The sequence below is a fragment of the Tropicimonas sp. S265A genome (genome assembly GCF_049800835.1).
In the GTDB taxonomy this organism is placed as follows: domain Bacteria; phylum Pseudomonadota; class Alphaproteobacteria; order Rhodobacterales; family Rhodobacteraceae; genus Dinoroseobacter.
In genome coordinates this window covers 22,132-36,830 of record NZ_JBNAFU010000001.1, presented here as the reverse complement: position 1 = coordinate 36,830, position 14,699 = coordinate 22,132, and the positions used below count along the sequence as shown (strand labels likewise).

Genomic DNA, 14,699 nt, shown 5'->3' with positions numbered 1-14,699 from the left:
GCCTATCCCAGCCGGTAATTCGGGCTCTCGCGGGTGATCTGCACATCGTGGACATGGCTTTCCTTCAGGCCCGACCCGGTGATCCGCACGAAATTCGCCTGTGTGCGCATTTGGTCGATGGTTTCCGCCCCGGTATAGCCCATCGCGGCCCGCAACCCGCCGACCAACTGGTGCACGACCGCGCCCGCAGAGCCCTTGTAGGGCACCTGCCCTTCGATGCCTTCGGGCACCAGTTTGTCAGAGGCGGCGTCTTTCTGGAAATACCGGTCCGCCGAACCGCGTGCCATCGCTCCGAGAGACCCCATCCCCCGATAGGATTTGAACGACCGGCCCTGATACAGGATGACCTCGCCGGGGGATTCGTCCGTGCCCGCGATCATGCTGCCAACCATGGCGCAGTGCGCACCGGCGGCAATGGCCTTGGCAAAATCGCCCGAATACTTGATGCCACCATCCGCAATCACCGGAGTGCCAGTATCTGCCGCGCCTTCGGCGCAATCCATGATGGCGGTCAGTTGCGGCACACCGACGCCGGCCACGATCCGCGTGGTGCAGATGGACCCGGGACCAATCCCGACCTTCACCGCGTCCGCCCCCGCGCCGATCAGGGCGCGCGTCGCCTCGCCGGTCGCCACGTTGCCAGCGACCACCTGCACGGTATTGCTGAGCTTCTTGACCCGTTCCACCGCGCGCGCAACACCTTCGGAATGCCCGTGCGCGGTGTCGATCACCACCAGGTCAACGCCCGCATCGACCAGCGCCTCGGTGCGCTCGAACCCGGCATCCCCCACGGTCGTGGCCGCCGCCACGCGCAGGCGGCCCAACTCGTCCTTGCAGGCCTGCGGGTTCAGCACCGCCTGCTCGATGTCCTTGATGGTCAGCAACCCGGTCAGCTTGCCGTTCTTGTCGACGATCAGAATTTTTTCGATCCGCCGTGCCCGCATCAGCGAGCGGGCTTCCTCAAGATCGGCAGGCTCTCGCAGGATCGCCAGATCGTTGGAGGTCATCATCACGGAGACCGGCGTGCTGTCATCCGTGGCAAACCGCATATCGCGGTTGGTAACGATCCCGACGATCTGCCGCGCGTCGTCGATCACCGGAAACCCGGTGATCTTGTAGCGATCCATCAGGGCCTTGGCGTCCGCCAGTGTCTGGTCGGCGCGCAAGGTGACGGGGTTGTAGACCACGCCGGATTCAAAGCGTTTGACCTGCCGCACCTGTTTCTGCTGCTCGTCCACCGTCAGGTTCCGGTGCAGTACGCCCATGCCGCCCGCCTGCGCCATTGCAATCGCCATCCGCGCCTCGGTCACCGTATCCATGGCGGAACTGAGCAGCGGGATGTTCAACTGGATCGACTTGGTCACCTGCGTGCGCGTGTCGGCATCCGACGGCAGCACCGTGCTGGCCGCCGGGACCAATAGAACGTCGTCGAATGTGAGAGCCTCGCGAATCCGCATCCCAATCTCCTGCAGGGGCATCGTTTGGCGCTTCCCTCTCGCATTAATCCGGGACGGCGGCAAGCCAATAGCGGGGCGAAGGCCCCTCAGCGGACCCCGATGATCTGGCGGGTCTGGGTGGCCAACCCGCGCAACGCGTCCCGCAAACTGGTCACATCCGCCCCCACGCCCAGGAAGCGCGCGCCGTAGGACAGGTAGCGCGCGCTGGTTTCGGCATCGAAGGCCAGAATGCCCGGCGCGGCCCCCGCCGCCTCGATCGCGGGCAGTGCCTCGGCAATCGCCGCCTCCACCGCCGGATGATCCGCCTGTCCGGGATACCCCATATCCGCAGACAAATCAGCCGGGCCGATAAAGACGCAATCCACCCCCTCCAGCGCGGCGATTTCCGGCGCTGCGGCGAGGGCCGCGGCGGACTCCACCTGCACAATGCAACAGATCTGCGCGTTCGCCGTGGACACGTAATCCTCCACCAAACCGTACCGCGTCGCACGGGCCTGGGTTGGCCCCATGCCCCGTACCCCCTCGGGCGGATACCGCATGGCCCGCACGGCGGCTTCCGCCTGCGCGGCGGTTTCCACCATCGGGACCATCAGGCTCTGCACGCCGAGATCGAGCGCCCGCTTGATCACCCAGTCCTCGCCAACAGGGACACGCATCACCGCCTGCGTCCGGTCGCCGAGCGCGCGCAACTGCCCGATGGCCTGCGCGGGATCATTCGGGCTGTGCTCGCTGTCCACGAGGCACCAGTCAAACCCGCAGCCCGCCGCCTGCTCCGCCACCGCCGCTGACCCGAATGCCAGCCAGATGCCGATCTGTACCTCGCCCGCGCCAAGTGCCTGTTTCAGCTTGTTTTCCGGTGCCGCCACGTCGTCCTCCGTGCTTTTGGGTATGGACCTCGCCGCCATTCCGGCTAGGGTCGTTCCCCAGCAGATCACAGAATTTGCCTGTCTGGGAGGACGAAATCATGAAAACCCTGCTCAAGGGCACCGTTGCCTCGGTGCTGTCTCTGACCTTCGTGGGCGAAGCGCTCGCGACCGAATGGAACGTCTCCGTCTGGGGCGTCCGCCGCGCCTTCACCGAACATATCCACCAGCTTGCCGACCTCGTAGAGGAAAAGTCCGGCGGCGAGTTCACCATGAACATCTCCTATGGCGGTCTCTCCAAGAACCGCGAGAACCTCGATGGCATCTCCATCGGCGCGTTCGAGATGGCGCAGTTCTGCGCGGGCTACCACCGCGACAAGAACCGCGCGATCACCGTGCTGGAATTGCCCTTCCTTGGGGTTGCGAACCTGGAAGAAGAGGTTGCCGTCAGCCATGCCGTCTACGACCACCCCGCCGTGGCCGAGGAAATGGCCCAGTGGAATGCCAAGATGGTGATGACCTCGCCGATGCCGCAGTACAACCTGGCCGGAACGGGCGAGCCGAAAACCACGCTGGCGGATTTCGACGGCATGCGCGTCCGCGCCACCGGCGGGCTGGGTCAGGCATTTGAAAAGGTCGGCGGTGTCCCCACCTCCGTGACCTCGTCCGAAGCGTATAACGCAATGGAATCCGGTGTGGTCGACACGGTCGCCTTCGCACAACACGCGCATCTGGCGTTCCGCACCATCGACATTGCGGATTGGTGGACCGAGAACCTGAACCCCGGAACGGTCAACTGCCCGGTCGTCGTCAACATTGACGCCTATAACGACCTGAGCGACGAGCATCGTGCGATCTTCGATGAAAGCGTGCCGGAGGCGGTGGACTACTACCTTGCCAACTATGGTGAGCTTCTCGACAAGTGGGAGACGACGCTGGCCGAAAAGAACGTCCAGAAAGTCACTGTTCCGGAAGAGGAAATCGCGAAGTTCCGCGAAGTGGCGCTGCCACTGCATCAGGATTGGATCAACACGATGAATGATCAGGGTCTGCCCGGTCAGGAGCTGTACGATCTGGTCTATGCAACGCTTGAAAAAGTTCGCGCAGACGATTGATCTGAATAAGGTTTCCGGGCCTCATTGCAGAGGTCCGGAAACACGCGGGGGGCCCCATGTCCACATCATCGGTGCTGGCCGACGAGACAGCCCTGTCTCGCGCGGACCGGACATTTCTGAAACTCGAAGCCGCCATGAACCTGATCGCAGGCGTGGTGATCTTCGCGCTGGTGCTGCTGGCGGTCTACAACGTCGTCGGGCGCAAGCTCTTCAACGCGCCGGTGCCGGGCTACGTCGACTGGACGGAGCAGTTCATGGCCACCTTCGCCTTTCTCGGCCTCGCGTTCTGCCAGCGCGAGGGTGGGCATATCCGCATGGACATCCTCGTGGGCCAGTTCCGCGGGCGTATGCTCTGGGCGGCGGAATGGATTTCCTGCGTATTCATGCTGCTGCTGACCACAGCGCTCATCTACGGCACATGGTTCCACTTTGAACGCAGCTTCGACTGGAACGCGCCGATGTTCTCGACCGACAGTTCCATCGACATTGCCCTGCCGCTCTGGCCGGCCAAGCTGATTGTACCGGTCTCGATGGCCGTGCTCTGGGTTCGTCTTGTGCTGCAAATCTGGGGGTTTGGGCGCGCCTGGCGACTGAACACGGATCGCCCTGTCGCCGTGCCGCTGATCGAAGACGCCGCCACACAGGCCAACAAGGAAGCGAAAACCGTCGATGGATAACCTCATTGACATGAAGGCGCTGCTCGACGGCATCGATATCTTCCACGTATCGCTCTGGCTCAGCGGCCTCTTGGTGATCCTCGTTCTGATCGGGGTGCGCGTCGCCTTCGCCACCGCGTTCATCGGTTTTCTGGGCCTCTGCATCTTTTTCATGGAAAAACAGGGGTTCGACCGCGGCCTTGTAACGGCGATGAAACTCGCCGGGCAGGTTCCGCATTCGAAGTCAACAACCTACAGCCTGTCGCTCATTCCGACGTTCATCCTGATCGGGTATCTCGCCTATTACGCAGGCCTCACGCGCTATCTGTTCGAGGCCGCCAAGCGCTGGGTCGGCTGGATGCCGGGCGGCCTCGGCGTGGCGACCGTGTTCGCCACCGCAGGCTTTGCCGCCGTATCCGGTGCATCCGTCGCGACATCTGCCGTCTTTGCCCGCATCGCCATCCCCGAAATGCTCAAGGAAGGCTATGACAAGCGCTTTGCCGCAGGCGTGGTCGCGGCTGGCGGTACACTCGCCTCGCTGATCCCGCCCTCGGCCATCCTCGTGATTTACGCGATCATCGTCGAACAATCCGTGGGCAAACTGCTGCTCGCGGGTTTCTTGCCCGGTCTCGTCTCTGCCCTGATCTACGCGGGGCTCGTCATCGGGCTCGCCAAGTACCGCAAGGATCTCGGCCCACCCGTGCGCGGCTACAGCTGGGGGGAGCGGTTCCAGTCCCTGCCCGGCGCGCTGCCGATCCTGTTCGTCGTCTTCATCATCGTCTACTCGATCTACTTCGGCTGGGCGACCCCGACAGAGGCGGGCGCACTCGGCGCGTTCGTCGTGCTGATCATGGCGCTCTGGCAGGGCATGCGCTGGGGCCAGCTCAAGGGCGCGCTGATGGAGGCCGCAAAGCTTTCGGTCATGATCTTCACCATGATCTGGGGCGTGCTGATCTATGTGCGTTTCCTGGGCTTTGCCAAGCTGCCCGAAACCTTCGCCGACTGGATCGGCGGGCTGGAGTACTCGCCCTACCTGATCCTGCTGATGATCCTCGGCGTCTACGTGATCCTTGGCATGTTCATGGACGCGATCGGCATGCTGATCCTGACCCTGCCCGTCGCTTTCCCGGCAGTGGTGGCCCTCAATGGCGGGCCGGACGTGACCCGCGAAACGGCCGCCTTCGGCATGACGTCCGAGGAGGTGGCGATCTGGTTCGGCATCATTGTCGTCAAGATGGCGGAGCTCTGTCTGATCACGCCGCCCATCGGGCTGAACTGTTTCGTGGTCGCAGGCGTGGCGCAAGACAGCAAACTGCCGATCACCGTGCAGGATGTATTCCGTGGTGCGTCGCCCTTCTTCGTTGCCGACGTGGCCACGGTCGCGGTTCTGATCGCGTTCCCCGGCATCGTGCTCTTCCTGCCGGGCCTGATCGGCTAACCTGTTTCTTCTGTGGTCAAATACCTGCGCGCGCAGCGCAAACCCGCACGCAGTGCCAGACACAACAAAGCCCCGCTGAAGCGGGGCTTTTCCCTTGGATCACACCACCGCTAGTGCGGGGCGAACGTCACGTGCTTGCCATGCGGATACAACAACGACACGCCCTCGTGAAAGATGTGCACTTTCTCCGGCGCGGCCGTCAGATGCGTCACCTGCCCTTTGAGGTCCTTGTGGATACCCGGCAGTTTCGCGATGGCAGGCTCGGTCCCCGCGGGCGCGTCGAAGTAAAGCAGCGTGACCTCCCCCAGCGCCTCGGTGATATTGACCTTCCCCTCGTACAGGTATGGCCCGCCATCGGTGACCTCGGTCATATCCTCGGGGCGCACACCCACATTCACCGTCGCCCCCATCAAACCGGCATCAGAGGGGTAATGCGACACCGCCTGCCCGCCATGGCCCATTTCCACTGTCGTCGTCTCTCCCGTGGCGACGATCTTGCCCGGCAACAGGTTCATCTTCGGGCTGCCGATGAACTGGGCCACGAACTCGTTTTCCGGCTTCTCATAAAGCTCAAGCGGGCTGCCCACCTGCGCGACCCCGCCGCCTGCCAGAACCACGATCCGGCTCGCAAGCGTCATCGCCTCCACCTGGTCATGGGTGACGTAGACCATGGTGGATTCCGGCATTGCCTCCTTCAGCTGCGCAATCTCCAGACGGGTCGCCACGCGCAAGGCGGCGTCGAGGTTCGAGAGCGGCTCGTCAAACAGGTACACTTTCGGGTCCCGAACGATCGAACGCCCGATGGCAACCCGCTGCCGCTGCCCCCCCGAAAGCGCCTTGGGCAACCGGTCCAGGTACTGGCCAAGCTGCAACTTCTCGGCAGCCGCCTCCACGGCCGCATCGATCTCTTCCTGGGGTTTCTTTGCGATCTTCAGGGCAAAGGACATGTTCTCCCGCACCGTCATGTGCGGATAAAGCGCGTAGGACTGGAACACCATGGCGATCCCGCGCTGCGCTGGCGGCACGTCGTTGACCACCACATCGTCGATCTCAAGCGTTCCACCGGTGATCCGCTCCAGCCCTGCGATCATCCGCAGCAAGGTTGACTTCCCGCAGCCCGACGGGCCCACGAACACGATCAACTCGCCCTGCTGGATATCGAGATCGATATCCGACAGGACCTTCACCTCGCCATAGGCTTTTTCAACGCCCGTCAGCTTCAGGTTCGCCATTTTCGTCCTCCCCTCCGGGTCTCCCCGGCCCCTGCCTTACGCCTTGATCGCGATCGCGGGCTGCCACGGCCCCAGATGTACGCGCCCGTCGGGCCCTGCGCCCGCGGAATTCAGCTCTGCCCCGATGTGCAGCCACCGTCCCGCAGGCAGGTCGGTCAATCCGGGCGCCTCGCTCATGTTGAGCGCGAAAAAGACCTCGACCCCGTTATATACTCGGCGAAAGCGCAGCACATCGCCTTGCACCGACAGATCCTCCAACGCGCCCTTGGCAAGGGCCGGCTGTGCCTTGCGGAACGCGATTGCGCGCCGGTAATGGTGCAACAGGGCCTCGGGCATCGCCTCCTGCGCGTCAACCGAATGGTGCAGATGATCGGTCGACACCGGCAACCACGGCCGCACCTTCGAAAACCCGCCATGCAGGTTGTCCGTCTGCCAGACCATCGGTGTCCGGCATCCGTCGCGCCCCTTGTACTCGGGCCAGAATTCGATGCCGTAGGGGTCCTGCAAATCCTCAAGCGCCACATCCGCCTCGGTCAGGCCCAACTCCTCCCCCTGATAAAGGCACACGGACCCGCGCAGGCTCACGATCAGCGTCACCAGCGCGCGCTGCGCCGCCGGTGTCAGACCCCAGCGGGTGACATGGCGCATCACGTCATGGTTCGAGAACGCCCAGCACGCCCAGCCATCGGCAGCCACCTCGGCCACCTTGCCCAGAACCTCGGCCACGCGCGCGGCGGTCAGCTTGTCCTTGGCCAGAAACTCGAACGCGTAGCACATGTGCACGCCCTGATCTCCGGTGGTGTAATCGCCCAGGATCTCCAGCCCGCGCTGCGCGTCGCCCACCTCGCCCACGGCGGCGATGCTGTCGAACTCCTCCATCACGGCGCGGAACTTCGCGAGGAACTCCAGGTTCTCCGGCTGGTTCTTGGAGTAGAGATGCATCTGGTGATTGTAGGGGTTCACACTCGGGGCAATCGTCGCGTTGCGCTCTTCTGGCGGGAGCGGCGGGTTGTCCCGCAACTGCGCGTCATGGGTGTAGAAGTTGATCGTATCGAGACGAAATCCATCCACCCCGCGCCCCAGCCAGAACCGCGCGACATCCAGCAATGCGTCCTGCACAGCCTCGCAGTGGAAGTTCAGATCAGGCTGCGAGGTCAGGAAGTTGTGCAGGTAGTATTGCTCGCGCCTCGCATCCCAGTGCCAGCCCGACCCGCCAAAGATCGACAGCCAGTTGTTGGGCGGCGTGCCGTCAGGCTTCGGGTCCGCCCAGACATACCAATCGGCTTTGGGGTTGTCCCGGCTCGCGCGGCTTTCCGCAAACCACGGGTGCTGGTCCGAGGTATGGCTCAGCACCAGATCGATCATCACCCGCAGCCCCAGCGCATGCGCGGTCTCGACCAGCACATCGAAATCCGCAAGACTGCCGAACATCGGATCGACATCGCAATAATCGCTGACGTCGTAGCCGAAGTCTTTCATGGGCGAGGTGAAGAACGGGCTGATCCAGATCGCATCCACCCCAAGCGAGGCGATATAGGGCATCCGTTCCACGATCCCCAGAAGATCACCGATACCGTCCCCATTGGCGTCCTGAAAACTGCGCGGATAGATCTGATAGATCACCGCCCCCCGCCACCAGTCCGGGTCCGAAGCAAGCGCCTCGACCTGCCGTATGTCCGCCATCGCACTCACTCGAATTGGTCCTTACTTCACGGAGCCGGCCAACAGGCCGCGCACCAGATAACGTTGCATTGCAAAGAAGACGATCAGCGGCACCGCGATCGAGACGAAGGCGGCTGTGGCCAGTATCTCCCAGTTACCGCCACGCGTGCCCAGAAGCTCCACGATCTGGTTGGTCATCACCGTGGTCTGCCCCGTCGCATCGATCAGGAACACCTTGGCCACCAACAGGTCATTCCACGTCCACAGGAACTGAAAGATCGCAAAGGACGCAAGCGCCGGGAAGGACAGCGGCAGAACGATCTTGGTAAAGATCTGGAAATCCGTCGCGCCATCGACCTTGGCATTCTCGATGATATCGCGCGGCAGGCCGACCATGTAGTTGCGCAACAGGTAAATCGCCAACGGCATGCCAAAGCCGGTATGCGCCAGCCAGACGCCCAGGTACCCTTTGCCGATCCCGATATCATTGTGCAGTTTCAGCAGCGGGATCAGCGCCAGTTGCAACGGCACGACGAGCAAGCCGACAACTGCCGCGATCAGCAGCGCACGGCCCGGAAACTCCATCCACGCCAGCGCGTAAGCCGCGAAGGCCGCAATCAGGATCGGGATGATCGTGGCCGGGATCGTCACCGTCAGCGTGTTGAAGAACGCGCGCGTCATGCCCTCGGCATTGGCCGGGTCCAGCAGCATGTTCTCGTAGTTCTCCAGCGTGAACTCAGGCGGGGTTTCTGCCGTCACGAACACGCGCTGGCCGCGCCCGCCCATCTGCTCGTCATTGCCGGACCAGACATAGGCGCCATCGGCCTGCACGGTAATGGTTTCTCCGTCGCCCAGATCGGCGGTCTCGCCTGCGGTGTAGGCGGTCACGTTGCGGCTCGATGTACCCCAGACGCTGATGGTGGCCCCTTCGATGCCCTCATCTTCGAACAGGTTACCCTCGACCACGAACAGATCGCCTTGCTGCACGCGGAAGTCATCCGGGTCCGCCGCCCGCAGCGTGAGGTTCTGCTCGGACGGAAACATCGCCTTCCACCATCCGCTGGTGGAAATCTGGTCCACCGTGCGGAAGGACGACACGAACAGCCCCAGTGTCGGCAGCAGCCACAACAGGACAAGCGCCACGACCGAGATGTGGACGGCCCATGTGAGCGACGATTTGGTGCCTGCAATATTGTCCATGACGCCGCTCCTATTTCATTTCTTTCCGCGCGGAGCGGATGTTCCAGATCAGGATGGGCGTCACCAGCAGCATGATCACCATCGCACTGGCCGACCCCACGCCCCAGTCATTGGCGCGGAAGAGCTTGTCGAACATGTAATTGGCCAGCACCTGTGTTTCCCACTGGCCGTTGGTCATCGCGAACACGATGTCGAACACCTTCAGGACCACCAGAGTGATCGTGGTCCAGACCACCACCACGGTCGGCATGATCTGCGGCACCTTGATCTTGAAAAACACCTGCCAGGGCGAGGCCCCGTCGATGATCGCGGCCTCCACGGTTTCCTCGGGGATACCCCGCAGCGCGGCGGACAGGATCACCATCGCAAAGCCCGTCTGCACCCAGACAAGCACGATCATCAGAAAGAAACTGTTCCAGAACGGGATGGTCAGGAACGTGACCGGATCGCCCCCCAGTGCCACGATGATCGCGTTCAGGATGCCGATCTGCTCTTGCTCGATCGGGCGTCCGTCATACACGAGTTTCCAGATCACCGACGCGCCGACAAAGCTGATCGCCATCGGCATGAAGATGATCGACTTTGCCAGATTGCCCCATTTGATCCGGTCGGTCAGTTGCGCTGCCAGCAAGCCAAAGGCGGTGGACATCGCAGGCACGACGATCAACCAGAACGCGTTGTTGCGCATCGCTTCCCAGAACTTCGGCTCGGCAGCCATCTGCGCGTAATTGTCGAGGCCGACCCACTGGTAGCCACCGCCCGGCACTCGCTCGGTCAGCGACAGGCGAAGGGTCTCAACCACCGGGTAGCCCAGGTAAAGGCCCAGCACGAAGATCGCGGGAAACAGGAAAATCCACGGACGGATCTGGTTGGCGCGGTTGATGTTGCGCCCCGCATTAGCCCCCCGCGCCGGGTACAGCACTTTGTCGAGGAACTGGTTGGCGAAGTAGAAATACCCCACGCAGGCCGAAACCCCGATGACAATGGTCAACAGTCCCTGAAATGCCGGATGCATGGTCCCCTCCTCGCGCCGTGATCGGATGGTGCGCCGCCCGGGTGATTTCGGGCGGCGCGCAGCGCTTTATTTCAACGCGTCCCAGCTCGACTGGATCTCAGACGCCGCCTCCGCGGCGGTCTTCGCGCCCGAAGAGTAATCGACCATGCCGGTCCAGAACGTGCCCGCGCCCACGCCGCCCGGCATCAGGTCGGAGCCATCAAACCGGAACGTGGTCGCATTGGTCAGGATCGCCCCCTGCTTGCGCAGCGTGTCCGATGCATAGGCGTCCGGGTTCGCCCCTGTGTACGGGGTCAGGAAGCCGTCCTGCGCCATCATGACCTCATGGGCAAACGGCGTTTGCAGAAACTCCAGAAACGCGCCTGCCGCCGGGTTGTCGTTGGTGATCGCGAACAGGGTACCCGCCCCCAGAACCGGCGTGCCGAGGTCCTTCTCGGCATAGGCCGGGAAGTAGAAGAAATCCGCATCCTCGCCCAGTTCCGTGCCCTCGGGGAAGTACGCCGGAATAAAGCTTGCCTGACGGTGCATCATGCATTCGGGCGGCGAAGCGAACAGACCCTTGGGGCTTTCGCGGAAGTCGATGGACGCGGTGTCATTGGCGTTGCCGACCACGTAATCATCATTGCGGGTGAAGCTGCCATACTCTTCGATCGCGGCGACAACACGCGGATCGTCAAATGGCATCTCGTTGCTGACCCAGGCATCGTAAACCTCGGGTGGCTGGGTGCGCAGCATCAGGTCCTCGACCCAGTCGGTCGCAGGCCAGCCCGTCGCGCCACCCGACCCGAGCCCCACGCAAAGCGGTGTCTGACCATCGGCAACCATCTGGTCCATCAACGCCTTGAATTCTTCCATCGACTCGGGGATCTCGTACTCGAAATCCTCGAAATTCTCGGGAATGTACCAGACCAGCGACTTGACGTTCACGTTGAAGAAGAACCCGTAAAGCTCGTCTGCGCCGCCCTCATTCGCATAGGTGCCCAGATCGATCCAAGACTGCCCGGCGGCATAGTTGTCGCGTATCCAATCTGCCGACCCGTCGGGCAGCGGCGTCAGGAACCCGCGCCCGGCCATCGTCGCAGCCAGTCCCGGTTGCGGAAATACCGTCAGGTCCGGGGCCGATCCGGCCTCGGCATCAATAACGATCTGCTGCTCCAGACTGTCGGACCCCACATAGGTGGCCTGCGCCCCCGTTGCCTCGTTGAAGTAGTTGACCAGCGCCGTGAACGCGTCAGCCTCACCCGCCAGCCAGGGGCCGAAAATAGCCAGTGATTGCCCCGACAAGTCCGTGGCTGCCGCATAGGCGGCATAGCTGTCCCAGTTGAATGCACCTTCGCCCTCGGCAAAGGGCAAATGCCCGCCGGCATGGCCCGACTGCGCGCACAGGGCCAGTGCCGCAGCACTCGCCAAAAGCGATCTCTTCATCGATATCCTCCCTCGCGGCACGTCTTTCGGAGCCGCCTGTTCAAATCCCGCCCCAGAACGAATTTCATCGCCCAAAGCGCTTTGGATGCAGTTACAATCTTCAAACCCACGGCATAAGTCAATCATACAAATCCCACTCTTGCCTAGTTCTTTTGCAACCTGCGCGGATGACCCAAGGTCAGTGCCGGTGTTTTATGCTTTTGACGAACACGGTTTTCGCAGCTTACACTTACCGAACACTCGCTAACCAGTTACGGCCCTGATGAACCTCAAACAGCTCTCGGAGAAACTTGGCCTCTCGCCAACAACGGTGAGTCGTGCGCTCAACGGCTACCCCGAAGTGTCGGAAGCGACGCGAAGGCGGATCCTCGCGGCCGCGAAGGAGCATAACTATTCGCCATCGTCGCAAGCCAAATCGCTTGCAACCGGACGCGCGATGACCATCGGGCACGTCATCCCGACCTCCAGCACGACGGAGATGGTCAATCCGATTTTCGGTGACTTCATCGCCGGCGCGGGTGAGACCTATGCCGCCGCCGGGTACGACATGATCCTGTCCAACGTACACATCGAAAAGGAACTGGACGCCTATCGCGATCTGGCCGCGCGCAAGGCCGTGGATGGCGTGATCGTCCATGCCCCAAGGCTGGAGGATCCCCGGATCGAGCTGCTGCGCGAGGTGCGCCTGCCTTTTGTCTTTCACGGGCGCGCTCCGATCGAGGATAGCGACTACAGCTGGCTCGACATCAACAACGCCCGCGCCTTCGAACGGGCGACCAAGCTGCTGATCGACCTCGGACACCGTGACATCGCCCTGATCAATGGCGACGAGCATATGGACTTCGCCATCCGCCGCCGGCGCGGTTTCGAAGCGGCTCTGTCGGACGCCGCAGTGCCGGCGCGCCCGGACCTGATGGTGTCGGACGAGATGACCGAGACCTTCGGCTACGCCTCCGCCTGCCGGATGCTGACACTGCCAAAGCCGCCAACCGCGTTCCTTGTCTCGTCGATCATCGTGGCCATCGGTGTGCGCCGGGCTATTGCACAGCATGGGTTGCAGATGGGGCGGGACATCTCGGTCGTCACCCATGATGACGAGATCAGCTACCTGCGCAATGGCGCGTCCGAGCCGGTTTTCACCGCCACACGGTCATCGGTCCGTGATGCCGGACGGCGCACCGCGGAACTCCTGCTCGCGCAAATCGCCAATCCGAACGCGGCCCCTGCACAGGAGTTGTGGGAATGTGACCTGACGCTGGGGTCTTCGACAGGCCCGTGTCCGACGGCGCAATGACCACGCTTCCCACGCGCAGCCGGTTTCCGGGCGGGTTTGTGTTTGGCACTGCGACTTCCGCCTACCAGATCGAAGGCCATGCCCGGGGCGGTGCGGGGCGCACCCATTGGGATGACTTCGCCGCCGTGCCCGGCAATGTCATCGGCGCCGAAGATGGCGCAGTCGCCTGCGACCACCTTTCGCGCCTCGACGCAGATCTCGATCTGCTGGCCACGCTTGGCGTGGACGCGTATCGTTTTTCAGCCAGCTGGGCGCGCGTGCTGCCGGATGGGCGCGGGCCGGTCAACACGGCGGGGCTGGATTTCTATGACCGGCTGGTCGACGGGCTGGTGGCGCGCGGCATCAAACCCGCGCTGACGCTGTATCATTGGGAACTTCCGTCCGCCTTGGCGGACCTTGGCGGCTGGCGCAACCGCGATATCGCGCAGTGGTTTGGCGACTACACCGACACCCTGCTGGACCGGATCGGCGACCGCGTGTGGTCCGTCGCCCCGATCAACGAACCTGTCTGCGTGGGCTGGCTGGGCCACTTCACCGGCCACCATGCGCCGGGCCTGCGGGACATTCGCGCCACCGCGCGGGCAATGCATCACATCCTGTTATCCCATGCGGAGGCGATCGGTCGGATGCGCGCGCGGGGGCAACCGAACCTCGGCGCGGTCATCAACCTGGAGGCGGCCTTGCCCGCCAGCGACGTCGCTGCCGACCGCGCCGCCGCCGCACGCCATGACAGCCTCTTCAACCGGTTCTTCCTGCAGGGTCTGACCAAAGGGACCTATCCCGACGCCGCGCTTGACGGGCTGGGCCCGCACCTGCCGTTGGGCTGGCAGGAGGACATGAATGCCATCTCCGCCCCGCTCGACTGGGTCGGGTTGAACTACTATACCTGCAAGCGCATCGCCGCGGCAGACGGGCCATGGCCCCGTCTTGCCGAAGTGCCCGGCCCCCTGCCCAAGACCGACCTCGATTGGGAGATTTACCCACAAGGTCTCGCAGATTTCCTGGTGTCTGTCGCGCAGGACTACACCGGCGACACGCCACTCTACGTGACAGAAAACGGAATGGCCGCAGCATCCGGCCTGCATGATGAGGACCGCATTTCCTATCTCGCCCGGCACCTTGCCTCGGTCCAGTCGGCGCTGGCCAACGGGGTGCCCGTGGCGGGGTATTTTGTCTGGTCGCTGATGGACAATTACGAATGGGCTTTCGGGTATGGCAAGCGCTTCGGGCTGGTCGAGGTCGATTTCGAAACGCTGGCCCGCCGCCCCAAAGCCTCTTTCGAGGCGTTGGCAAAGGCGTTAAGCCGTTAGCGCAAACACACCCGCGCCGATTCTGCCGGAGA

At 63.0% G+C, this 14,699-nt stretch carries 12 protein-coding genes; 5 read left to right on the top strand and 7 right to left on the bottom strand.

What is annotated here, in order from left to right:
* Window positions 1-2 precede the first annotated feature (2 nt).
* The gene (guaB, locus tag ACP15N_RS00180) at window positions 3-1,457 is read right to left on the bottom strand and encodes an IMP dehydrogenase (RefSeq protein WP_425090196.1); all 1,455 of its coding nucleotides are present in this window, start codon (window positions 1,455-1,457) and stop codon (window positions 3-5) included.
* An 86-nt stretch (window positions 1,458-1,543) separates the two neighbouring features.
* A complete protein-coding gene (locus ACP15N_RS00175; protein WP_425090195.1) occupies window positions 1,544-2,323 on the bottom strand; it encodes an HpcH/HpaI aldolase family protein in 780 nt (259 codons plus the stop codon).
* Between the two features lie 98 nt (window positions 2,324-2,421).
* Here ACP15N_RS00175 and ACP15N_RS00170 point away from each other — a divergent pair, with 98 nt between their 5' ends.
* The 3 genes from ACP15N_RS00170 to ACP15N_RS00160 are packed head-to-tail and all read left to right on the top strand — an operon-like array spanning window position 2,422 to window position 5,529.
* Window positions 2,422-3,435, top strand: coding sequence for a C4-dicarboxylate TRAP transporter substrate-binding protein (locus ACP15N_RS00170; protein ID WP_425090194.1), 1,014 nt, complete (start codon window positions 2,422-2,424; stop codon window positions 3,433-3,435).
* Window positions 3,436-3,491: 56 nt separating this feature from the next.
* The gene (locus ACP15N_RS00165; RefSeq protein ID WP_425090193.1) at window positions 3,492-4,112 is read left to right on the top strand and encodes a TRAP transporter small permease subunit; all 621 of its coding nucleotides are present in this window, start codon (window positions 3,492-3,494) and stop codon (window positions 4,110-4,112) included.
* Window positions 4,113-4,143: 31 nt separating this feature from the next.
* The gene (locus ACP15N_RS00160; protein WP_425091579.1) at window positions 4,144-5,529 is read left to right on the top strand and encodes a TRAP transporter large permease; all 1,386 of its coding nucleotides are present in this window, start codon (window positions 4,144-4,146) and stop codon (window positions 5,527-5,529) included.
* 110 nt (window positions 5,530-5,639) lie between these two features.
* Here the strand turns inward: ACP15N_RS00160 and ACP15N_RS00155 are convergent, their stop codons facing one another.
* The 5 genes from ACP15N_RS00155 to ACP15N_RS00135 all read right to left on the bottom strand — a co-directional run bounded on the left by ACP15N_RS00155 (window position 5,640) and on the right by ACP15N_RS00135 (window position 12,063).
* Window positions 5,640-6,761: an ABC transporter ATP-binding protein gene (locus ACP15N_RS00155; protein WP_425090192.1), complete on the bottom strand. Its 1,122-nt coding sequence runs from the start codon at window positions 6,759-6,761 to the stop codon at window positions 5,640-5,642.
* A 36-nt stretch (window positions 6,762-6,797) separates the two neighbouring features.
* Entirely contained in the window at window positions 6,798-8,444 is a 1,647-nt protein-coding gene (locus tag ACP15N_RS00150; RefSeq protein ID WP_425091578.1) for an alpha-amylase family glycosyl hydrolase, read from the bottom strand.
* A gap of 21 nt (window positions 8,445-8,465) precedes the next feature.
* A complete protein-coding gene (locus ACP15N_RS00145) occupies window positions 8,466-9,623 on the bottom strand; it encodes a carbohydrate ABC transporter permease (RefSeq protein WP_425090191.1) in 1,158 nt (385 codons plus the stop codon).
* Window positions 9,624-9,633: 10 nt separating this feature from the next.
* Window positions 9,634-10,638: a carbohydrate ABC transporter permease gene (locus ACP15N_RS00140; protein ID WP_425090190.1), complete on the bottom strand. Its 1,005-nt coding sequence runs from the start codon at window positions 10,636-10,638 to the stop codon at window positions 9,634-9,636.
* 66 nt (window positions 10,639-10,704) lie between these two features.
* On the bottom strand, window positions 10,705-12,063 hold the full coding sequence (locus tag ACP15N_RS00135; protein WP_425090189.1) for an ABC transporter substrate-binding protein: 1,359 nt from the start codon (window positions 12,061-12,063) through the stop codon (window positions 10,705-10,707).
* A gap of 262 nt (window positions 12,064-12,325) precedes the next feature.
* Here ACP15N_RS00135 and ACP15N_RS00130 point away from each other — a divergent pair, with 262 nt between their 5' ends.
* Both ACP15N_RS00130 and ACP15N_RS00125 read left to right on the top strand, forming a co-directional pair.
* Window positions 12,326-13,357 carry a LacI family DNA-binding transcriptional regulator gene (locus tag ACP15N_RS00130; RefSeq protein WP_425090188.1) on the top strand — a complete coding sequence of 344 codons (1,032 nt, stop codon included), beginning with the start codon at window positions 12,326-12,328 and terminating at the stop codon, window positions 13,355-13,357.
* Window positions 13,354-14,667 carry a GH1 family beta-glucosidase gene (locus ACP15N_RS00125; RefSeq protein ID WP_425090187.1) on the top strand — a complete coding sequence of 438 codons (1,314 nt, stop codon included), beginning with the start codon at window positions 13,354-13,356 and terminating at the stop codon, window positions 14,665-14,667. Before ACP15N_RS00130 ends, ACP15N_RS00125 begins: the two co-directional genes overlap by 4 nt.
* Window positions 14,668-14,699 lie beyond the last annotated feature (32 nt).